At 38.1% G+C, this 23,329-nt stretch carries 20 protein-coding genes; 4 read left to right on the forward strand and 16 right to left on the reverse strand.

Annotation, left to right across the window (positions count from 1 at the left end; translation table 11 throughout):
- Positions 1 to 3: 3 nt before the first annotated feature.
- The 12 genes from KYI10_07155 to zapA form a co-directional block, all read right to left on the reverse strand.
- Entirely contained in the window at positions 4 to 579 is a 576-nt protein-coding gene (locus KYI10_07155) for an XTP/dITP diphosphatase (protein ID QYA32168.1), read from the reverse strand.
- Positions 576 to 1,382, reverse strand: a complete 807-nt coding sequence (racE, locus tag KYI10_07160; protein QYA32169.2) for a glutamate racemase — start codon at positions 1,380 to 1,382, stop codon at positions 576 to 578. Before racE ends, KYI10_07155 begins: the two co-directional genes overlap by 4 nt.
- Positions 1,357 to 1,812: a MarR family transcriptional regulator gene (locus tag KYI10_07165; protein QYA32170.1), complete on the reverse strand. Its 456-nt coding sequence runs from the start codon at positions 1,810 to 1,812 to the stop codon at positions 1,357 to 1,359. The genes racE and KYI10_07165 overlap by 26 nt, the downstream gene beginning before the upstream one ends.
- Positions 1,813 to 1,949: 137 nt before the next feature.
- A complete protein-coding gene (gene sdhB / locus KYI10_07170; protein QYA32171.1) occupies positions 1,950 to 2,714 on the reverse strand; it encodes a succinate dehydrogenase iron-sulfur subunit in 765 nt (254 codons plus the stop codon).
- Between the two features lie 2 nt (positions 2,715 to 2,716).
- Entirely contained in the window at positions 2,717 to 4,480 is a 1,764-nt protein-coding gene (gene sdhA, locus KYI10_07175; GenBank protein ID QYA32172.1) for a succinate dehydrogenase flavoprotein subunit, read from the reverse strand.
- 30 nt (positions 4,481 to 4,510) lie between these two features.
- The gene (locus KYI10_07180; protein ID QYA32173.1) at positions 4,511 to 5,122 is read right to left on the reverse strand and encodes a succinate dehydrogenase cytochrome b558 subunit; all 612 of its coding nucleotides are present in this window, start codon (positions 5,120 to 5,122) and stop codon (positions 4,511 to 4,513) included.
- A 203-nt stretch (positions 5,123 to 5,325) separates the two neighbouring features.
- On the reverse strand, positions 5,326 to 7,110 hold the full coding sequence (uvrC, locus tag KYI10_07185; GenBank protein QYA32174.1) for an excinuclease ABC subunit UvrC: 1,785 nt from the start codon (positions 7,108 to 7,110) through the stop codon (positions 5,326 to 5,328).
- Between the two features lie 73 nt (positions 7,111 to 7,183).
- On the reverse strand, positions 7,184 to 7,498 hold the full coding sequence (trxA, locus tag KYI10_07190; protein ID QYA32175.1) for a thioredoxin: 315 nt from the start codon (positions 7,496 to 7,498) through the stop codon (positions 7,184 to 7,186).
- A gap of 186 nt (positions 7,499 to 7,684) precedes the next feature.
- Positions 7,685 to 10,021, reverse strand: coding sequence for an endonuclease MutS2 (locus KYI10_07195; protein ID QYA32176.1), 2,337 nt, complete (start codon positions 10,019 to 10,021; stop codon positions 7,685 to 7,687).
- 4 nt (positions 10,022 to 10,025) lie between these two features.
- Positions 10,026 to 11,729, reverse strand: coding sequence for a DNA polymerase/3'-5' exonuclease PolX (gene polX / locus KYI10_07200; GenBank protein ID QYA32177.2), 1,704 nt, complete (start codon positions 11,727 to 11,729; stop codon positions 10,026 to 10,028).
- 52 nt (positions 11,730 to 11,781) lie between these two features.
- The gene (locus KYI10_07205) at positions 11,782 to 12,324 is read right to left on the reverse strand and encodes a CvpA family protein (protein ID QYA32178.1); all 543 of its coding nucleotides are present in this window, start codon (positions 12,322 to 12,324) and stop codon (positions 11,782 to 11,784) included.
- Positions 12,317 to 12,589 (reverse strand): cell division protein ZapA, encoded by a 273-nt coding sequence (gene zapA / locus KYI10_07210; protein ID QYA32179.1) that lies wholly within the window; start codon positions 12,587 to 12,589, stop codon positions 12,317 to 12,319. The genes KYI10_07205 and zapA overlap by 8 nt, the downstream gene beginning before the upstream one ends.
- A gap of 99 nt (positions 12,590 to 12,688) precedes the next feature.
- Here zapA and rnhC point away from each other — a divergent pair, with 99 nt between their 5' ends.
- Positions 12,689 to 13,630: a ribonuclease HIII gene (gene rnhC, locus KYI10_07215; GenBank protein ID QYA32180.1), complete on the forward strand. Its 942-nt coding sequence runs from the start codon at positions 12,689 to 12,691 to the stop codon at positions 13,628 to 13,630.
- A gap of 23 nt (positions 13,631 to 13,653) precedes the next feature.
- On the opposite strand, the gene pheT is transcribed toward rnhC, so the two are convergent.
- Positions 13,654 to 16,053: a phenylalanine--tRNA ligase subunit beta gene (gene pheT / locus KYI10_07220; GenBank protein ID QYA32181.1), complete on the reverse strand. Its 2,400-nt coding sequence runs from the start codon at positions 16,051 to 16,053 to the stop codon at positions 13,654 to 13,656.
- Positions 16,040 to 17,110 (reverse strand): phenylalanine--tRNA ligase subunit alpha, encoded by a 1,071-nt coding sequence (gene pheS / locus KYI10_07225; GenBank protein ID QYA32182.1) that lies wholly within the window; start codon positions 17,108 to 17,110, stop codon positions 16,040 to 16,042. The genes pheT and pheS overlap by 14 nt, the downstream gene beginning before the upstream one ends.
- A gap of 442 nt (positions 17,111 to 17,552) precedes the next feature.
- On the opposite strand from pheS, the gene KYI10_07230 reads away from it, so the two are divergent.
- Positions 17,553 to 18,599, forward strand: coding sequence for an LPXTG cell wall anchor domain-containing protein (locus KYI10_07230; protein QYA32183.1), 1,047 nt, complete (start codon positions 17,553 to 17,555; stop codon positions 18,597 to 18,599).
- A gap of 185 nt (positions 18,600 to 18,784) precedes the next feature.
- Here KYI10_07230 and KYI10_07235 read toward each other — a convergent pair whose 3' ends face one another.
- Both KYI10_07235 and KYI10_07240 read right to left on the reverse strand, forming a co-directional pair.
- Positions 18,785 to 19,525: an RNA methyltransferase gene (locus KYI10_07235; GenBank protein ID QYA32184.1), complete on the reverse strand. Its 741-nt coding sequence runs from the start codon at positions 19,523 to 19,525 to the stop codon at positions 18,785 to 18,787.
- Positions 19,525 to 19,965 carry a helix-turn-helix domain-containing protein gene (locus KYI10_07240; GenBank protein QYA32185.1) on the reverse strand — a complete coding sequence of 147 codons (441 nt, stop codon included), beginning with the start codon at positions 19,963 to 19,965 and terminating at the stop codon, positions 19,525 to 19,527. Before KYI10_07240 ends, KYI10_07235 begins: the two co-directional genes overlap by 1 nt.
- A 133-nt stretch (positions 19,966 to 20,098) precedes the next feature.
- On the opposite strand from KYI10_07240, the gene KYI10_07245 reads away from it, so the two are divergent.
- Positions 20,099 to 21,739, forward strand: a complete 1,641-nt coding sequence (locus KYI10_07245; protein QYA32186.1) for an alpha-keto acid decarboxylase family protein — start codon at positions 20,099 to 20,101, stop codon at positions 21,737 to 21,739.
- A gap of 134 nt (positions 21,740 to 21,873) precedes the next feature.
- Positions 21,874 to 23,322, forward strand: a complete 1,449-nt coding sequence (locus KYI10_07250; protein ID QYA33931.2) for a potassium/proton antiporter — start codon at positions 21,874 to 21,876, stop codon at positions 23,320 to 23,322.
- The last annotated feature ends 7 nt before the right edge of the window (positions 23,323 to 23,329 follow it).

The raw sequence follows: 23,329 nt of genomic DNA on the forward strand, positions 1-23,329 counted from the left end.
CCCTTATATAATTTGTGAATCAAGTAATTGTTCAATTGCTTTACCACGATGTGAGATTCTTGCTTTTTCTTCATCTGTAAGCTCAGCTGTTGTTTTCCCGAGTTCTGGAACATAGAAGATTGGATCATATCCAAAGCCCTTATTTCCACGACGTTCAGTCAGTAATTCACCTTCAACTTCACCTCTGAAAGTTTTCGTCTTTTCTCCAGGGATACTCACTGCAATCACGCATACAAAACGTGCCTTTCGATTGTTCTGACCTTCCATCTGCTGCAGAACAAGATCCAGATTTGATTCATCAGTAGCATCTTCTCCAGAATAACGTGCTGAATATATTCCCGGTGCATTATTCAGTGCCTCTACTTCTAATCCAGAGTCATCACTTATCACGATCTTGTTCAGTAATTGACAGGCATGTTCTGACTTTAATGCTGCATTCTCTTCAAATGTCGTTCCGGTCTCTTCAACATCAAAATCTTTTATTAATTCTTTAATTCCAATCACTTTATGTGATTTAAAAATATGCTTAAAGTCATTGATCTTTCCTTTGTTTCCAGTAGCGATTACGATTTCTTTCATATATCCTCCAGTTGAATTGATTCGACATGTATATCTGGGTCTTTTAACCATTCTCTTGCAATCTCAGTAAAATGTTCTGCATCACCATTAACAAAGAAACGGTGTGCCGTAGCAGCAGGCTGTGTCACATGATCATTTCTAAACGTAAGAAGCGCACTCACCTCACGTGCCGTTTCTAGTCCTGATGAAATCACTTTCTTCTGATCATCGAAAAATCGATTGATATATTCCTGTAATAACGGATAATGTGTGCAACCGAGAATTACAGTATCACTTTTATGCGTCTTGAATTCCTGCAAAGCCTGAGAGATGATTCGCATACTTTCTGCTTCATCCTTATATCTTCTGCTTTCTACTAATGGTACGAATTCCGGACAACTTTTCCCAGCAACTTCAATATGAGGATTGATCATATGTATCTTCTCTTTATATGCATGCGAGCGTATTGTTCCTTCTGTTCCCAGCACAAGCACGTGATTATTTTCAGTCGTCATAATCGCTGTTCTGGCTCCGGGTTCGATTACACCGATAATCGGTATGTCAAATGTCGCACGCAGAGACTCAAGCGCGGCGGCAGTTGCAGTGTTACAAGCAATGACAAGCATCTTTATATGTTTATTAATAAGGAATTCTGCCAGCTGTATTGTGAATCGTCTTACTTCCTCTTGTGTACGCGGACCATAAGGACAACGCGCCTCATCGCCAAGATAGTAGATTGTTTCATTTGGAAGCTGTCGCATAATTTCTTTCGCTACAGTTAATCCACCAACGCCTGAATCAATTACTCCTATCGCTTGATTCAATACGTTCACCTTCTTCTGTTCCTTTATATAAAGCATGGGTATGCTTGTAGTAATCTTTAACACTGTATTCGGACGCTTTAACGAGTGACTGCAGATAACGCTGGCGTTTAATAATGACATCATCAATAAGCTGCTGTCCACGCTCCGTTAGATGAATATTCACTTTACGTTTATCCTCATCATCCTTTCTGCGCACAGCAAACTCTTTCTGAACAAGCTGATCCACTAGTTCTGATGTAGAAGATATAGCGAGATTCAGATGTTTAGACAATGCGCCAATCGTCATCGCGTCCGTCTCTTTAATCCACTGAACAGCTATAAACTGGACATCAGAGATGTTATACGCTATCAATTCTTGCCGACCTTCATTCTTGATGATATCTGCAAGTCTCCTAAGTTCATATTCTAAAGCAATAATATCCTGGTTCATAGGCGTCTCCTTTTACATATATACTCTTATCATAACAAATAATTACCCTAAGTTTCAGTAAATATATAATTCAAATATATTATTTTAAAAAAATAGCTTTCAGAAATTTAAATTTCTGAAAGCTATCATCTTACAAATTATTGAACTTGGTGGTCAGAACCAAAGAATGATTTGAACATCTGGAATGTTGTTTCACGGTTCATTGCCGCGATAGATGTTGTTAAAGGAATACCTTTAGGGCATGCTGTCACACAGTTTTGTGAGTTTCCACATTCAGCAAGACCACCTTCTCCCATCAGTGCATGGAGTCTCTCATCCTTGTTCATACTTCCTGTTGGATGTAAGTTAAACAAACGCACCTGAGAAATTGGCTGAGCACCCATAAACTTAGAATTTTTGTTCACATTAGGACATACTTCTAAGCAGACACCACACGTCATACATTTCGATAATTCATATGCAGTTTGACGTTTCTTTTCTGGCATACGCGGCCCAGCACCTAAGTCGTATGTGCCGTCAATCGGTACCCAAGCTTTTACACGTTTCAAGTTGTCGAACATCTTTGTACGGTCAACCTGTAAGTCACGAATAATCGGGAATGTAGCCATTGGTTCTAAACGAATTGGCTGCTCCAGCGTATCAATAATCGCTGAACATGATTGACGTGCTTTCCCATTAATCACCATAGAGCATGCGCCACACACTTCCTCAAGACAATTCATATCCCAGGTTACCGGCGTTGTCTTTTCACCTTTGTCATTGATTGGATTACGCTGAATTTCCATTAATGCAGCAATCACATTCATATTCGGGCGATAAGGAATCACGAAAGTTTCATCATAAGGTGCACTATTTGCATCTTTTTGACGTTTAATAATCAGTTTGATTGATTTTTCTGCCATGATTATTTACCTCCTTTACTTGATTTAGAGTAGTCACGAACACGTGGCGGGATTAAAGATACGTCCACTGGCTCATATGAAAATTCGGGTGCCTCTTTCGGACCCCTGTACTTCGCCATCGTTGTCTTTAACCACTCTTCATCGTTACGCTCAGGGAATTCCGGTTTATAATGGGCGCCACGAGATTCATTACGATTGTATGCACCAATGGTCATGACACGTGCTAACACTAACATATTCCAAAGCTGGCGCGTAAAGAAGACAGCCTGGTTGCTCCACAATGCTGTATCCTCCATATCAATATCATGATAACGTCCCATAAGCTCAACGATCTTCTTATCTGTTTCAAGCAGACGATCGTTATGACGCACTACAGTAACGTTGGCCGTCATGATTTCTCCAAGTTCTTTGTGCAGTTTATACGCATTTTCAGTTCCTTTCATATTCAGCAATGCATCAAAGCGTTTCTGTTCTTTTTCAACATGCTGCGTATAAATTTCTTCTGATACGTCTTCATATGATTTTTCTAGACCTTTAATATATTTAATTGCGTTAGGTCCGGCAACCATACCGCCGTAAATTGCAGATAGTAATGAGTTCGCACCTAAACGGTTACCCCCGTGCTGTGAGTAATCACATTCACCAGCTGCAAATAATCCAGGAATGTTGGTCATCTGATCGTAGTCGACCCATAATCCACCCATTGAGTAATGTACTGCCGGGAAGATCTTCATTGGCACTTTGCGTGGATCATCCCCTGTAAATTTCTCATAAATCTCAATAATACCACCAAGTTTAACATCAAGTTCATGAGCATCCTTATGTGATAGATCAAGGTACACCATATTTTCTCCGTTAATACCAAGCTTCTGGTTGACACATACGTCGAAGATTTCACGCGTTGCGATATCACGAGGTACTAAGTTGCCATAGTCAGGATATTTTTCTTCTAAGAAGTACCAAGGTTTACCATCTTTATACGTCCATACACGTCCACCTTCACCACGAGCTGATTCACTCATCAGACGTAGTTTATCGTCTCCAGGAATCGCTGTTGGATGAATCTGGATGAATTCGCCATTTGCGTAGATTGCACCTTGCTGATAAACAACAGACGCCGCTGAACCTGTGTTGATCATAGAGTTTGTTGATTTACCGAAGATAATTCCAGGACCACCTGTCGCCATAATTACAGCATCAGATTTGAATGACTTAATTTCAGATGTTGTTAAGTTCTGTGCAATGATACCACGCGCAGCACCTTCATCATCAATAACCGCACCAAGGAATTCCCATCCTTCATACTTCGTAACTAAACCTTCTACTTCAAATTTACGTACTTGTTCATCTAATGCATATAATAATTGCTGACCAGTTGTCGCACCTGCATATGCAGTACGGTGGTGTAAAGTGCCACCGAAACGACGGAAATCAAGTAGGCCTTCAGGTGTTCTGTTGAACATCACACCCATACGGTCTAATAAATGAATGATTCCAGGTGCCGCTTCTGTCATTGCTTTAACTGGAGGTTGATTCGCTAAGAAATCCCCTCCGTAAACTGTATCGTCAAAGTGAATATATGGTGAGTCACCTTCACCTTTTGTATTAACTGCCCCATTAATACCGCCTTGTGCACAAACAGAGTGTGAACGCTTCACCGGTACAAGTGAGAATAGATCAACCGGTGTACCTGATTCTGCCGCTTTAATTGTTGCCATAAGACCGGCTAGTCCCCCACCGACAACGATAACGTTACTTTTTGCCATTGATATGTCACTCCCCTAAATATCTATAAATTATACGAATGCGAATAACGCTCTTAAACCGATAAACGTAACGACGATAAACACTAATAATGACACGTATGCCATAACGTTCTGTGACTTCTGAGATTGTGTAATACCCCAGCTCACTGCAAACGACCATAGTCCATTAGCAAAGTGGAAGATTACGCTTACAATTCCAATTACATATAAGATTAACGTAATCGGATTACTAAATAAATCCGCCATCATATCATAATTAACATGATGTCCAAGTGCTGCCTGAACACGCGTCTGCCAAACGTGTACCGCGATAAAGATAAATGCAATAACCCCCGTTACACGCTGCAATAAAAACATCCAATTACGGAATGTTGAATAACGCTGTACATTATTTTTCGCAGTAAAAGCAATGAAAACACCATAAATTGCATGGAATAGAATCGGTAAATAGATTACCAAAGTTTCTAATACAATCTTAAATGGTAAATTCCACATAAAGTCAGAAGCTTTATTGAAACTTTCCGGCCCTGCTACTGCAAAATGGTTGATGACTAAATGCTGAATCAAAAAGACACCGAGCGGAATTACACCAAGTAATGAATGTAGTCTGCGTAGTGCAAAAGATTTGTCTGAACTTGCCAAGTGAGGTCCCCCCTATAAACTATTAGTAATTTCACAAATTCAATAATACGCCTCTTATGTATCGAAATCAAGAAACCGATTACATTTAATATTAAAAAAAAGTTTGTGAAATCAATTGTTGTTCTTATTGTATCATTTATTCATACGTTTTGGGATATGAAAATGATTCTCAATTATATGATTTCACAAACATTTAAAACGATTTATTCAAGATTTAATTTTGTCTTTACTTCAATTGCAAGCTTCTCCGGCAATCCAGCAGCACTAATTTCTTCAACCGAAGCTTCTTTGATGCGCTTAACAGAACCGAAATGTTTCATCAGCTTCTGCTTGCGTTTTGGACCCATACCTTCTATTTGATCGAGCTGTGAAGATAGGCCTGTCTTACGTCTAGTATTGCGATGAAAACTGATTGCAAAACGATGCACTTCATCTTGAATACGCTGTAGTAAATAGAAGCTCTGACTCTTCTTATTCAGTGGAATGATATTAAAATCATCACCATAGATGAGTTCACTTGTCATATGTTTATCATTCTTCTTAAGACCTGCAACTGGAATATCAAGATTAAGCTCATTGATAAGAACATCCTGAACACTTGTCATATGGCCTTTCCCGCCATCGACGATAATCAAGTCTGGTAACGGCAGATTTTCTTTAAGCACCCTCGTGTAACGACGTCGGACAACTTCTCGCATACTTGCATAATCATCTGGTCCGGACACCGTCTTAATCTTATACTTACGATAATCACGTTTACTTGGTCTGCCATCAACAAAAGTAATCATCGCCGCAACGGGATCCACACCTTGAATATTTGAGTTATCGAAAGCTTCAATTCTAATCGGTGTTTCAATACCCATTGCATTCCCAAGCTCTTCTATCGCTTTTATCGTTCTAGATTCGTCACGCTCGATTATGTCAAATTTATTTGCCAATGCAATTGTCGCATTTTTCACTGCCAGGTCGACCATCTCTTTTTTCTTGCCTTTTTTAGGCTGAATCACTTTGGTGTCTACAACTGAGCGGACCATCTCTATATCCAATCCCAGGGGTATATGCACTTCACCTGGCAATATATTCTCTTCTAATTGGTAGAACTGTCCAATAAAATTATAAAAGTGACTCTTCGCGTCATCCATCAACGGAATCATCTGCACCTTACGCTCAATTAAGTTTCCTTGACGGATAAAGAATACTTGTACACACATCCAGCCTTTATCTACATTGAAACCGAATATATCACGTGTCGTCATATCACTGGTCATCATCTTCTGTTTAAACATCAATGATTCTACATGCTGTATGAGATCCCGATATTCTTTTGCCTCTTCAAACTCAAGATTTTCTGCTTTCTCATTCATCTTCTCTTTAAGTTCTTCGACAATGGTCGTATCCTGTCCGTTTAAAAAATTAGTAACAATCTGTATGTATCTCTGATATTCTGCTTGATCAACATCATACACGCACGGACCGAGGCACTGACCGATATGGTAATATAGACACAATTTATCAGGCAGGTGCGTGCATTTTCTAAACGGAATAATTCTATCCAGCAGCTTCTTCGTTTCATGAGCAGCATACGCATTTGGATACGGACCGAAATATTTTCCGCTATTTTTCTTTACTGTTCTTGTAACAAGAAGTCTCGGATGCTTTTCATTTGTAATCTTGATAAATGGATAACTCTTATCATCTTTCAGTAAGATATTATATCTTGGATAGTGCTTTTTAATGAGTGTCAGTTCGAGCAATAATGACTCAATCTCTGTACTAGTCACAATATATTCAAAATCACGTATTTCCATTACAAGACGCGTCGTCTTCTCATCGTGACTCCCCGTAAAATAACTGCGTACACGGTTTCTTAAGTTCTTTGCCTTGCCGACATAGATGACTTGGTTATTCCTGTCTTTCATCAAGTAACATCCAGGTTCAGATGGTAACACGGATAATTTATTCTTTATTTGTATTTCATAATCTTCCACGACATTCACCACACATTCATTCAGTCATAAAAAAAAGGGCAGAGACTAGAGTCCCGCCCGCAAGTATTATTGATTAGTAATGTTTCGCAAGCACAGCTTGTAATTGTTCTTTAGGTTGGAACCCTACAACTTTGTCTACTGCTTGACCATCTTTAAATACGATTAAAGTTGGGATGCTCATCACTTCAAATTTAGCTGCTGTTGCCTGGTTTTCATCAACATCAACTTTAACGATGTTTGCTTTACCTTCGATGTCTTTTGCTAAATCTTCTAATACAGGTGCAATCATTTTACAAGGCCCACACCAAGGTGCCCAGAAGTCTACTAAAGTCACACCTTCTTTAATATTATCTTCAAAGTTACTATCAGTTGCATTAATTAAAGCCATAATTTATTCCTCCATATCTATTTCATTTATAAAAGGAGTATATCAAATAAATATCTGATGGTCATTCCTTTTGCTCATTTATTAAACTACAAATAAATAAATGATGCCACCTAAAAGCATCAGTACTGAAATTACAATCAGCACCTTTGCGAGCTTATACATATCGAAATTATCCATAGCTCCTCCTTACTTCAGTTCAGCAACTGTAACGCCAAATCCACCTTCTGAAGGTGTACCTCCACGGAAACTTGATACAGCTTTTGAACGTCTTAAATATTGTTGCACTCCTTTTTGAAGGGCACCGGTCCCTTTACCGTGAATGATTGTCACCTGTTCATAATTACTGAGAAGCGCCTGATCCAGATATTGCTCTAGTTTTATTAGTGCATCTTCATAGCGTTCACCGCGCAGGTCCAGTTCCATCTTAATTGTCTGACGATTACTTCGCGGTACTACACGAATCTTATCCTCTTTAGGCGGTGCTTCTTTTTCGAGTTCATCAAGCGGTAATTTCATCTTGATAATTCCCATCTGTACAATTGCTTCCTTGCCATCTACGTCAAGAATGACTCCTTTTTGACCGTAGCTTAACACTTTTACGTGGTCACCTTTTTCTATCACTTCATTCTTCGTTGATTTTTTATCTGCTTTAATCTTTGTTTCATGATACATTTTACCGAGTTTTGAACGTTTTTCAATCAATTCGTTTTCTTTTATATCTGCATTTGATTTTAAGTTACGTAATGTTTTTAATAGTTCATCCGCTTCTTTTTCAGCATCTTTAACAATCTTATTCGCATCTTGTTTCGCACGTTCAATTAAGTTTTCTTTTTGTGCTAAATAACTATCAAAGTTCTTCTTTAAGTCACTATGCAATGACTGAACTTCTAACTTCAGCTGTTCTGTGAAGATGCGATCATCTTCCATCTGCTTTGCATTACTTTCTAAGCTTTTGATCATATTATCTATCTCAACATCATCCATTTGAATCATTTGTCGTGCATGCTTTATGATCGAAGGACTCAGTCCTAACTTCTTCGCGATATCAAACGCATTACTTTTACCTGGTACTCCCATCAGCAAGCGATAAGTTGGACTTAATGTTTCAATGTCAAACTCCACGCTCGCATTCATAACACGATCACGATTATAACTATAAGCTTTGAGTTCTGGATAATGCGTTGTCGCCATCGTCATAATGTTCTGCTCGAGACACTTATCTAATATACTCATCGCCAGTGCTGCACCTTCACTCGGATCTGTTCCTGCACCAAGTTCATCAAACATAACGAAACTGTTACTTGTCATATCTGTTAATATCGATACAATATTTGTCATATGGCTTGAGAACGTTGACAGTGACTGCTCAATTGACTGTTCATCTCCGATATCACAGAATACTTCATCAAAGATACTGATCGCTGCACCTTCAGCAGCAGGTATCATCATACCACTTTGTGTCATCAAGATAATCAGCCCAGTTGTTTTTAATGTTACTGTCTTACCACCTGTATTTGGTCCAGTAATGATGACGGTCTGTGTGTCACCGATAAAACTAATATTATTTTTTACGACCGTATGAGCTGGTAATAATGGATGCCATGCCCCTGGTAAATCTACAGTACGTGCTTTTACAACATTCGGCATGACCATCTTGTTACGGTTTCCATATTTCGCTTTAGCCATAAGTACGTCTAAATCAGATAACACATCCATCGAATATGTCAGTGCATTATCATATTCTGCGACTTCATTCATCAGTTCATACAGAATACGCTCAACTTCTTCTTGTTCACGATGCGTTACTGCACTCAGTTCTGTTGATAACTGTACAATACTGTTAGGTTCAATGTAAAATGTCTGGCCGCTACTCGATGTATCATGAACGATACCAGGAAAATCCTGTTTATATTCACTGCGCACCGGAATTACTTGTCGTCCATTACGAATCGTCACAATCGCATCTGATAACTTCTTCTGGTTATTCGAGCTGCGAACGATGCTTTCTAATCGCTCTTTTATACGACGGTTGATACGGTTCATCTCTTGACGTATCTCCGAGAGTTTTGGAGACGCATGGTCAAACAATGTCGTTTCATCACACTTAGACTGTATACTTTCAGCAAGTTCCGTCACTTGAGGTAACTTTTGGAACTTATGATATGTCACCGGAATTTCCAGTTCACGCTCTTCATATAAGTTCGCGATATATGTTTTATAACGATTGACGACTTTAATATTGTTCTTAATTTTATTTAATTCAACAACCGAAAGTACTGATCCGATTACTGCACGGCGTACGAGCGACTGAATATCGCTCAGCATACTCATGCCAGGTTCTGTTTGTGTCATTTCTATTAGACGTGCTTCTTCAAGATGTGCAAGCATGCTATCTATTTCAGCTTTGTCGCTGATAGGTTGTGTCATCCTCACTTTTTGGCTTGAAAGTTCATTTTGAGTAAATGCGTCAACACGCTCAATAATTTTGTTATATTCTAATATATTTAATGCTTTTTTATTCATATGATTACTTCCCATTCTGTATCCAAGATTTAAAGGCTTCACGTGGCAAAGTATTTATTACCTGTTCTTTTTTCACATAGCCTTTTATTGCTGTACTCACACCATATTTCATTAAATCAAGCTGATCGATTGCATGCGCGTCTGTATTGATCACAAGTTTAATATCTGAGTATTGCTTTAATACGTCACTCGATAAGTCAAGACGCATCGGATGCGCGTTAATTTCAAGGATGGTATTTGTCTTCTGTGCAGTTTCGATGAGCTTTGACATGTTTACATGATAACCATTACGGCGACCAATCAACCTGCCCGTTGGATGAGCAATATGTCTGACGTATGGGTTGTTACAGGCATTGATCAGGCGTTTCATAATCTCATCTTCACTTTGATTCAACGACTGATGAATAGCACCGATACAATAGTCAAGCTGTGCTAGTACATCATTGCTGTAATCCATTTCACCATCTGCTAGTATATCCATCTCAACGCCTGAATAAATATCAATTTCTGAATATTGTTCATTCAAGGCTTTAATACGTGCATGCTGTTCTAACAAACGTTCTTCTGACAATCCATTTGCGACATGTAAACTTTTCGAGTGATCCGTAATCATCATATATTCGTATCCTTTAGCGATACATGCTTCGATCATCTGTTCTAACGTATGCGCACCATCACTATATGTAGTATGCATATGTATATCACCACGAATGTCTTCAGGCTGAATAATCTCACCAAATTCTTTAAATTCAAATTCGGAACCGTCCTGGCGCATTTCAGGAGGAATAAATGTTTGATCAAAATGTTGATAAATTTCAGCTTCTGATTGCATCTGAATCAGATTTCCATCATCAGTTGTAATGCCATATTCACTTATCTTCTCATTTCTTTCTTTTGCAAGCTGACGAATTCTAATGTTATGTTCCTTACTCCCAGTGAAATGCTGTAACATATGCGCATAGCCGTCGGAATCTGTAAACCTGAAATCAACCGTCGTAATTAAATCTTCTCTTTCAGCCTGTATCGTAACTTTCTCATCACCAGCAAGTTCAACTTTCTTGATAAAAGGTAGTGCTGTTAACTGTGCTTTTACAGTTTCACGATCACTTGTTTCAACAATATAGTCAATATCCTTCGAAAATTCATTGCGGCGTCTAAAGCTGCCAGCTACACTGAAACGGTTGATTTCCTCAATTTGAGCGAGCGCTGCATCAATCATCTGCGTAAACTGATGCACTTGATAAATACTGAGTTTCTCTGTCATCGTTAACATTTCTTCTATACCTGACAGTATATTCTCTTCAGACTTTTTACCAAATCCCGCAAGGGCACTGATTTCATTATTCAGACACGCCGCTTTTAATTCATCGACAGTTGTAATTCCAAGAGCATCATTAATCTTCACAATCTTTTTAGCACCTAGATTACGAATCTTCAGCATCTGTATAAATCCTTCAGGAACTTGTTCCTTTAACGTTTTAAGTAGCGATGATTCATGATGAGCTCTAATATCTTCCAGCACTTCAGCAACACCTTTACCGATGCCTTTAATTTGTGTGAAATCAGATACTGCGTTGATGTCGTCTTCGAATGTCTCTAGATTCGCTGCTGCTTTACGATATGCAGAAACTTTGAATGGATTCTCAGCTGAAAGTTCAAGTAATGTCGCAATACGTTCTAACTGCTTTATATAATCTTTTTTTGTAATACTCATAATACCCTCCAAAATAAAAGCCATAGACAAGTAGCCTATGACTTTATTAAATGATAAACCCTGCATATTCAAACAGATGTTTCGCAAAATTACTTAATACCGGGGTATGGTTCGCAATTAAATTTGCAATAATGCTTCCTTCTAATTTCGTTTGTATTGCTGTTATCGGAATCATTGACAATAGAAATAGCACGATAAATATGAGAAGATGCGACTCAATAAATCCTAATATCGCTCCAAACAAACGATTGAACTGTTTCAGTAATGGTAACTGTGCAATATAATCAAAAACAGTTGCAATAAATTGAAGGATTACCTTACTCAATAAAAATAATATTACAAAACTTACAACGTTATAAAATGTCATTTCATTAGTGATCATATTCAAAAACTTCGACTCATAATTTCCTTCTGTCGATGGAAACGGAATCATAAGCACGAGCTTTTGTGCCAGGTCCTTATAAAATAGCTGTGCAATAATGAACGATCCGAGTGTACCGATCAAATGTAGTGATTGTAAGATCAATCCTCTTCTAAAACCGATAATCGTTCCTAGACACAAAAAGAATATCAATAAAATATTAATCATGACTGTTATTACCCTCTAGACGATTCAACTTATCTAACAGTAAATCGTGTTCTTTCTTTAGTTTCACATAATCATCCATCACGTTAACTGCTGCAAGCACAGCCTTTCGTGAAGTGTCGAGACCTGCATTGTACTTCGCAATCTCCCGAATACGTTCATCAACAAGACTCGCAACGTGACGGATATGGCTCGGCTCTTCTTCGCCGAGAATAGTATAGAACTGATCATATATGTTTACAGTAATACGATTCTTAAACTCTCCCATATCAACACTCCGACATCGTCATTTATTTTAGTTTATGTTACCATTTTTATAGGATAATTAACAATAAAAACATACTATCATGTAAGAAAGCAGGCAAAAATGAGCAATAAAGTATACCTATTAAATGCTGAACAAGCAAAAAGAATAGAAGATATATTACCTGTACCCAGTACTACAAGCCTTCCACAAGGTACAAAATATCGAACAAAACTATCCGGTCATACAGTAACACTCTACAACTCCAATAAGTTGATGATTCAAGGTTCAAATAGTGAAGTAATCGGTGAACAAATTCTTTCTAAAGCTGGTATTCAACTCACTCAGCAACTTCCAGACAGTAATTCTACCTCTAAGCATAACGTATCCATTGAAAGTATCCAGTATGATCATTTCAACTGTATCGGTAGCGATGAAGCAGGTTCTGGGGATTACTTCGGACCGATGACCGTTGTCGCGAGCTATGTATCAAAGAAAAATGCTGAAATTCTGAAAGTGCTTGGTGTCATGGACTCTAAGAATCTCAAAGACAGACAAATTATAGAACTTGCAGAACAAATCATCCCGATAATCCCACATTCACTACTCGTCCTAGATAACATCAAATATAATGAACGTAAACAGATGGGCTGGTCACAAGTTAAGATGAAGGCGGTGCTGCATAATGAAGCGATTAAAAACGTGCTGAACAAAATAGATGAACCTGTGGATTACATTGTAATCGACCAGTTTGCAGTTCAAGGTGTATATGAAAATTATGCACTCAGCGCAATACCTGAGCGCAATAAAACTAAGTTCGAAACGAAAGGCGAATCCAAAGCGATTGCCATCGCCGCAAGCTCCATTATTGCAAGATATGCGTTTGTAAAACATTTCGAACAAATAATTAAAGAAACCGGCATCTCAATCACAAAAGGAGCAGGCGCTAAAGTAGATGCTGAAGCTGCAAAAATTATTAAACTTAGAGGCCTTGATTATTTAGATACGATAACGAAAAAAGACTTTAAAAACAGAGAAAAAGCATTGAAGCTCATAAAAAAATAAGCTGACGATTGTCAGCTTATTTTTTAACCTCTAAGTTTAGCGCCAATTGACTCTAATCTTTCAATAACCGCATCGTATATCGGTTTAATCTCTTCATCTGTCAGCGTCTGTTCCGGATTCAGGAATTCCATTCGAATCGCTACCGATTTCTTATCCTGTGCAATATGCTCACCTTCGTATACGTCGAATACTTCAGCTGACTTCAAGTACTTAGAATCCACTTTAAGAATTTCTGCAATCAGTTCGCCCGTATCCTGTTTACGTTCAACTTCAAGTGCGATATCACGGCTAGTTCCAGGGAACTTCGGAATCATATTGTAGATAATCTGACCTTGCTGAATTGAAAGCAAGACTTTTAAATCTAATTCAAACACATACGTTTCCTTTAAGTCATTTGCTTTCTCTACTGTCGGGTGCAATTGACCAATGATGCCGATCTTCGTTTCATTCACATAGATATCTGCACTGCGACCAGGATGCAACATCGGCTCATCACTTCTAACATATCGGAACACTAGACCTAATCTTTCACTTAACGCCTCCACTATCCCTTTCACATGGAAAAAGTCAACTTGCTCCTTTTTCCCTTGATGCATCGTTGGTGTGACAAGTCCAGTAATAATCCCAGCAACATGTTCTTCTTCTGAAGGTAATAAGTCTTCTTGTTTAAAGAATGTATTTCCAATTTCATAGAACGCGACATCTTTCATTTGACGTGCATTATTATAGCTTACGACATCAATTAAGTGAGGCAATAATGATTGACGTAGCACTGCATGATCTTCACTCATCGGCATTAAGAGCGCTGTCGTTTCAGCTTCTTTTAGTGCGAACTGTTTCGATTTTTCATTTGAGACAAGTGCATAGGTGATTGCCTGATTTAATCCTAACCCTTGAAGCAACGCCTTCACTGCACGACGTTTCGCCTGATAATCAGTCAGTCCTACTTGTTTGTTCGTCTTCGTTTCTGGTAATGTCGCAGGTAGTGCATCATAACCATAAATACGCGCAACTTCTTCGACTAAATCTTCTTTAATAGTAATGTCACCACGACGAGATGGTACGATGACGTTGAATGAATCACCATCTATCTTCGTTTCAAAGCCAAGACGTTCGAATATGTTTTTAATTTCTGTATTAGAGATATCAAATCCAATCAATCGATTAATATCATCCGTTGTAATTTGAACGTTCGTTGTAAACTCTGGTAATGCTCCAGCTGAAGCAACACCACTTAATACTTCTCCTTGCGCATTTTCCTGCAGGAGATACGCTGCACGGTCTAATGCATCAAGTACAAATTCTGCTGCAACACCTTTTTCAAAGCGACTTGATGATTCAGAGCGCAAGTTCAGACGGTTCGCAGTTTTACGTATGTTTAGCGGCGCAAACATCGCAGACTCAATCAGTACATTCACTGTACTATCCGTTACTTCAGAGAAATCTCCTCCCATCACCCCAGCAAGCGCTACTGGTGTTGTACCGTTTGTAATCACGATATCTTCTGCAGTTAATGTGCGCTCTTTATCGTCTAATGTTGTCATCTTTTCGCCATCAGTTGCTGGACGAACTTTAATCGTTGTGCTGCCAATCTTATCATAGTCAAACATATGCAGCGGCTGTCCATATTCCAGCATAACGTAATTCGATACGTCAACAACGTTATTAATCGGGCGGATACCCGCTTTAATTAAGCGGCCTTGAATATGTGCAGGTGAAGGTCCGATCTTTACGTTCTTCACGATACGTGCAGCATAATACGGTGATAACGTCGCTTCTTCAATTTCAATACTGATTAAGTCTGATACTTGTTCACTCGTTTCATTAATATGCGTTGCAGGTAGCTTCAATGGTTCTTCATATAATGCACTTGTCTCAAATGCAGAACCAATCATGCTCATACAGTCGCTTCGATTAGGTGTTAGACCGAATTCCATCACGGCATCATCTAGCGATAATGCAGCAAGTGCATCTGTACCTGGCGCGATAGCTTCTTCAAATACGTATATCCCTTTTTCGTACGCTTCTGGAATCAAGTTTGAAGAGATACCTAGTTCACCTAACGAACAAATCATACCGTTAGATTCTACTCCGCGTAGTTTCGCTTTTTTTATCTTAACACCACCAGGCAGACGTCCACCAGGTAAGCAGACGATTACTGTCTGACCAGCTGCGACGTTCGGTGCACCACAGACAATTTGTTTCACTTCTTCGCCAACATTCACCTGGCAGACATTTAATTTATCTGCATCAGGATGCTTCTCGATCGATTCTACATGTCCAACCACTAAGTTCTTAATATCTTTTGTATAATCGATAATTTCTTCAATCTCAATTCCGCTTCTTGTAATCTTCTCAGCAAGCGCTTCTACCGAAACATCAACTTTTACATATTCATCTAACCATTCTTTACTTACTAACATTCGGTTCTCCTCCATCTTCTAAACGTAAAAACTGACGAATAAATCTTAGATCGTTCGTATAGAAATGACGAATATCTTCAATACCATACTTTAACATCGCAATACGATCTGGTCCCATACCGAATGCGAATCCAGAATATTTATTAGAATCAAAACCAGCCATCTCTAAAACATTCGGATGTACCATACCGGCACCGAGAATTTCAATCCATCCTGTCCCTTTACAAACGTTGCAGCCTTTACCTTTACATTTGAAGCATGAAATATCCACTTCTACAGAAGGCTCAGTAAACGGGAAGAAACTTGGACGCAGACGAATCTCACGATCTTCACCGAACATCTTCTTCGCAAAGTATTCAAGCGTTCCTTTAAGGTCGCTCATTTTAATATTCTCATCAACAACTAATCCTTCGATTTGTGTAAACTGATGTGAATGCGTCGCATCATCAGAATCACGACGGTAGACTTTACCTGGACAAATAATTTTTACAGGTCCTTCACCTTTACGTGATTCCAACGTACGAGCTTGAACAGGAGATGTATGCGTACGCATTAATACTTCTTCAGAAATGTAGAAACTATCCTGCATATCACGTGCAGGATGAGATTTTGGAAGATTTAACGCTTCAAAGTTATAATGATCGCTTTCTACTTCGAATCCTTCTACAATTTCATAGCCCAAACCGATGAATAAATCTTCAATATCCTCAACGATACGGTCGAGCGGATGACTGCTCCCTGAACTTAACTTTTTACCTGGTAAAGTAATATCTATTGTTTCACTTTCAAGTCGTTTGTTCACAAGTTCCGCTTCAATACGAACTTCAACTTCTGCAATTGCACTTTCTACGGTTTGTTTGGCATCATTAACAAGCTGACCAAACATCGGTTTCTCTTCGTTTGGCAGAGATTTCATCTCTTTCATCAGACCAGTGATCACACCTTTTTTACCGATGTAAGAAACTTTGATATCTTGTAATGCTTTCTTATCTGTAATCTGACTTACTTTGTCTACTGCCTCAGACTTTAACGCCTGTAATCTTTCTTTAAGTTCCATGTTCTTCCTCCTTAATTTTAAACAATAAAAAAAGCCTTCATTCCCTATACAAGGGACGAAAGACTCCGCGGTACCACCCAAATTTGTGCATATGCACACAGCTCATTAAGCGATAACGGAACAACCGGTCTAACTTCTTATTAGACTGCCTGTCAGCTGAAAAGATAGGTATCTGAAGATTTCACTCTCACCAATGTGAAACTCTCTTGACAACACATACATATCCCGGCTGATAAACGGCGATGTATTTCATTATTTTAATTATATAGAATGTATGCACGTTATTCAAGTCCATAGATCATAGTGTGTATATACATAAATCAATATATCAGAAAAACTTTAAGTAAAAATATAGATAAAAATTGTCATATGTATTATCATTTAAATTAAGTACCTTATTATTATTTATTATACTAAAATATATTAACTAAGGAGTCTTATCATGAAAAATAAAAAAATTTTGACGATGGTATTTGCAACTTCCTTCTTTATCGTTCCTGCACAAGCATTTGCTAATACATCCGAAACTTCAAAAATCGATTTAATTAAGCCTCAAATCGAATCAAGCAAAAGCGAAATTAAGGAGAATGTTAATACAATAACTGAGGAAGCTAAAATAAAAAAAGAAGAGATCCAAACCTTAAGAGATGATGCAGCAGAAGTACGTGATAAAGTGACTGAGAAAACTAAAATAAAAAAAGAAGAGATTCAAACCTTAAGAGATGACTCAGCAAAAGTGCGTGATACAATTTCAACTCAACTTCAGGAAGTTAAATCATCAGAAAGTGCAGTAAACTTTAATGAAGTGCCTAAAAATAGTGTAACAGCACCTTTAGATGATACCGAAAAGAGCAGCGCCGAGAAACAACACATCAATCTAAATAATATTTCACCTGAAATAGACGGGAAAGCAATCTCTCTTTCTGATAAATGGCTGAATAGAGAAAATATCGATACACTATTAAAATTAGAAACTTTAAAGTATAAACAGGAAATCAGCGAGTTAGAATATAAAACCAAAGTACTTAAAATACTTAATGAGACACTAAGCAACTATCTGAATCAGACAGATCGCTTACATTTTAACTTTGACGACCTGCTGGCACATGATTTTAACACAGATGAGCTTACTCAGAAATATCAATCAAGATTAAATGATCTCTCATCTTTAAAAGATGCCGGCCAATTTACACAGCATGAATATAACGGAAAAGTTTTCGACCTCCTTCACGACCATCTTCAGGAAGGAAATCAAAAACTCGCCACACTCAATAATAAAATTGGAACTAATGATATTAAGGACTCGCTTGCTAGCGGATTTGTCGACAACTTATCAGCTCCTGTAAAAGCAGAACCTATGAGCATGAAATCAAGCACAAACACGCTACCTGAATCAGGTGAAGCAGCTAGCAAACCCTTGATGGTAGCTGCAATTGTTGTACTCATTGTTGGTGCATTGATACTATATCGTTCACGTAAAAGAAAATAACTCAAATAATAAAACACATCATTAAATTGATGTGTTTTATTACTGTAAAAAAAACGAAAGCATTTTTACGAGAAACTTTTACTATGACAATCTCACTATTACGTTTTCTCCGTTTGTTAATCACTTCAAAAATTACTTTACGACCCATTTAATTGCAATAAAAAAGTAGAACCGATTACCCGGTTCTACTTCACAAAATGATACATCAATATTCCTGCACAAACGGCAACGTTCAGACTTTCAGCCCTACCATAAATGGGTATATATAAATTTTCATCTGTAGCGGATAGTATTTCAGGGTTCACACCTTGCCCTTCATTTCCTAATACAATCATAAAATTATCACTTGGTATGACTTCTTTATAATCACGTGCCTTCTCTAAACTCGTACCATAGATTGTACCGTTAGACTTTGAGCTTGCTTCATCAAAATCCATCTCAATGACCGGTATATGAAACACACTACCTTGAGATGCACGCAGAACTTTGTCGTTATAAATATCAACAGTCCCTTTTGCTATAATAACGGCGTCCAACCCTGCTGCATCAGCTGTACGAATAATCGTTCCAACGTTCCCAGGATCCTGAATACGGTCTAAATAAATAACACGGTTCAGTTCAGCGTCTTTCCCATCTTTCATATTGCATACGGCGTATATTCCTTGAGGTGCTTCTGTCTGAGATAACTTCTCAGCAACTTTAAAAGTGATTTCATACTGTTGTTTGCTACCTGCAACCATAGCTTCTGTCAATTTATCCGGATTAACAGTAAGGATTATTTCAATATCAACATTACTGTTTACTGCCTCTTCAACGAGATGTTCTCCTTCAATTATAAACTGCTGCATTTTCTTTCTATCTTTCCTGTTATGCAGTTTAGCTATCTGTTTGATCTTCTGATTTTGTATTGATTCAATTATTTCCATTATTGTCCCTCTTCCTTTATCAATGAGAATCCTGGTCTCATTTCTGCTAATGACTCCATCACATCAATCCACTGGTTACCAGCCTCTTTAAAAGTTGTTTCAAATAGATGACGCTGTGCTTCGTTTAACGTATCTATCAGCTGTATCCCTTGATCAGTAGGATAGAGTTCTTTCAGACGTTTATCCTGGGGTGATGGTTGTTCAGTAATCAGCACTTTTTCTTTTAATACTTTCAGTGTACTTTGTGAACCTTGCTTAGAAATCTCAAGTACTGTCAGCAATTCTTTCATAGTTATCCCTGGTTTCTTACAAATAAAAAACAGAAATCGATGATGCTGTCTTAACATACCGTGTTGTTCAATAATTTCATCTGCTGCTCCAATGAACGTCTTATATGCAAAGTAAAATAACATATGTTCATAGTCTTTATCCATATACATTGTCTCTATCCCTTCAACGTATTACTTATATTATACAGTGAAAAATTAAGATTACAACAAATAGGTCAATGCAGTTGACTTAATATTATTTTAGCTATATATTTAAATTGTTACTAAAGAAAGGATGAGAGATATGAAACAAAGAATCGGTCAATACTTAATCGATGCACTTCATGTTAACGGTGTCGATAAAATTTTTGGAGTACCAGGTGACTTTACGTTAGCATTCCTTGACGATGTCATTCGTCATGACAGTGTCGAATGGATAGGCAATACAAATGAACTCAATGCAGCCTATGCTGCTGACGGCTATGCGAGAGTTAACGGACTTGCAGCAGTAAGTACAACATTTGGCGTAGGAGAACTAAGTGCCGTAAACGGAATTGCTGGAAGTTATGCTGAACGTGTGCCTGTCATAAAAATTTCGGGCGGTCCTTCATCTGTCGCTCAACAAGAGGGACGCTACGTCCATCATTCACTTGGTGAAGGTATTTTCGATTCCTATTCGAAAATGTATGCACATATCACTGCGACGACAACAATACTTTCTGTCGACAATGCAGTGGGTGAGATTGACCGCGTCATTCATAGCGCGCTCAAAGAAAAGCGTCCTGTACACATACACCTACCAATAGATGTTGCTTTGACAGAAATTGAGATTCCCCATGCACCTAAAGTATATACACATAAGTCACAAAATGTTGATGCATATATCCAGGCGGTAGAGGAGAAGCTCATGTCTGCAAAACAACCTGTAATTATAGCGGGACATGAGATCAACAGCTTTAAACTACATGAACAGCTAGAGCAGTTCGTAAATCAAACAAATATACCTGTTGCACAGCTTTCTCTTGGTAAATCTGCATTTAATGAAGAAAATGAGCATTACCTAGGGATTTATGACGGTAAGATTGCGAAAGAAAATGTGCGTGAGTATGTGGATAATGCAGATGTCATCTTAAATATCGGTGCAAAACTGACAGACTCTGCAACAGCAGGTTTCTCATACAAATTCGATACTAATAATATTATCTATATTAACCATAATGACTTTAAAGCTGAGGATGTGATAAGCGATAATGTCTCGCTGATTGATCTAGTAAACGGATTGAACAGCATCGACTACAAGAATGAAACACACTACCCATCATATCAACGTTCGGATATGAAGTATGAGTTGAACGACGCACCTTTAACACAAAGCAACTACTTCAAAATGATGAATGCATTCTTAGAAAAAGATGATATTTTACTTGCAGAGCAAGGCACATCATTCTTTGGTGCTTATGATCTATCTTTATATAAAGGGAATCAATTTATCGGTCAGCCGTTATGGGGATCTATCGGCTATACATTCCCATCTCTATTAGGTTCCCAGCTTGCTGATGTGAATAGACGTAATATTCTGCTCATCGGTGACGGTTCATTACAATTAACTGTTCAGGCCCTATCTACGATGATCAGAAAAGACATTAAGCCGATTATCTTCGTAATCAATAACGATGGCTATACTGTTGAACGTCTGATACATGGTATGGAAGAACCATACAATGACATCCAGATGTGGAACTACAAACAGTTACCAGAAGTATTTGGTGGTAAAGACACCGTTAAAGTCCACGATGCTAAGACTTCAAATGAATTAAAGACAGTTATGGACAGCGTTAAAGCAGACAAAGACCACATGCACTTTATTGAAGTACATATGGCTGTAGAAGATGCTCCGAAGAAATTAATCGATATCGCAAAAGCTTTCTCTGATGCGAATAAATAGTATATTTATTGTAGCCAGGACACATTACGTTGTTCCTGGCTCTTTTATAGTGAATGATATTTCATAATAATTTGAATTTTTGATATAATTATTATGAAATATCATTTAGGAGTGATCTCATTAATACTGAAATTATTATTTTAATTCTTGGTTTGCTACTTTTTACTGCAGTCATGACCACAACATTATCCAGTAAACTCGGACTTCCCTCATTAATCGTCTTTCTCGCTGTAGGTATGGCACTGAATTCATTCATTATGTTTGATAATGCTTTCCTCGCACAACTTATTGGAACAATCGCACTTGTCATCATTCTGTTCGATGGTGGTATTCAAACAACTAAATTAACGGTGAAAAATGCAATCTCTTATGCATCTATACTAGCAACAATCGGTGTTCTCATTACAAGTTTCATTGTAGGTGTAGCCACAGTTTTTATATTAGATTTATCCTGGAAACAGGGGCTGTTATTTGGAGCCATTGTCGGATCTACGGATGCTGCTGCTGTATTCAGTATTCTTGGTAACAAGCAAATTAAACAGAAGATTAAAAGCATACTTGAGGTTGAATCTGGAACAAATGACCCTATGGCGTTATTTTTAACTGTTACGATGATCAATCTACTAACAATGCCAGATGCATCACTTCTAACAAGTGCATTACTATTTGTATGGCAAATGGTAGGCGGCGCATTACTAGGCCTGCTCATCGGATATATTACAGTTAAACTCATAAACTTTGTAGAGCTTGAAGCGACTGGACTCTATCCTATCCTTGCACTTACTTTAGCCTTTCTTACATACGGACTATCTTCTCCACTGAAAGTCAGTGGACTCCTTGCTGTATATGTCTTTGCATTATATTTAGGTAACCATCCGCTCAGCTACCGTGCAAATATCATCAGATTCGGCGAAAGCTTTGCATGGATGGCTCAGATGACAATGTTTATACTATTAGGATTACTCGTATTCCCTAGTCAGCTGCCAGGCATAATGATTCAAGGATTACTCATCGCAATCGTCCTGATGTTCGTGGCAAGGCCTATAAGTGTCTGGCTAACACTCTTCTGGACGGATCTATCGAAGAAAGAACTTACCTTTATCTCATGGGCAGGATTACGGGGTGCAGTACCAATTATTCTTGCAACATATGCACTGTTAGCAGAAGTTGAAAATTCAGAAATTATCTTTAACGTCGTCTTCTTTGTCGTGTTACTAAGCGCATTACTGCAAGGTATGACACTTGTCCCTCTTGCGAATAAACTCGGACTTAATAAAGGAGAGGCACATACAAGTCCTTACCACTTTGATATGGTTGCAAGCGAAGTTACAGAAGTTGATATACGTGAATACCTTGTAAAATTAGGATCACCATGGGCAAATAAAAAAATACATGAACTTGGTCTACCGAGACAATCCAATATTAATGCGGTTGTAAGAGACGACAAGTTGTACGTGCCTGATGGTAATTTTGAGATACAGACAAACGACATATTATATATCATCGCAAGTAAGAAACTACATCTGAGCATTCAGAAAGAACTTGCGAAATTAAAAGCGAAAAAAGAACGCCCTGTCAAATAGACAAGGC

This window comes from Macrococcus sp. 19Msa1099 (assembly GCA_019357535.2).
GTDB lineage: Bacteria > Bacillota > Bacilli > Staphylococcales > Staphylococcaceae > Macrococcoides > Macrococcoides psychrotolerans.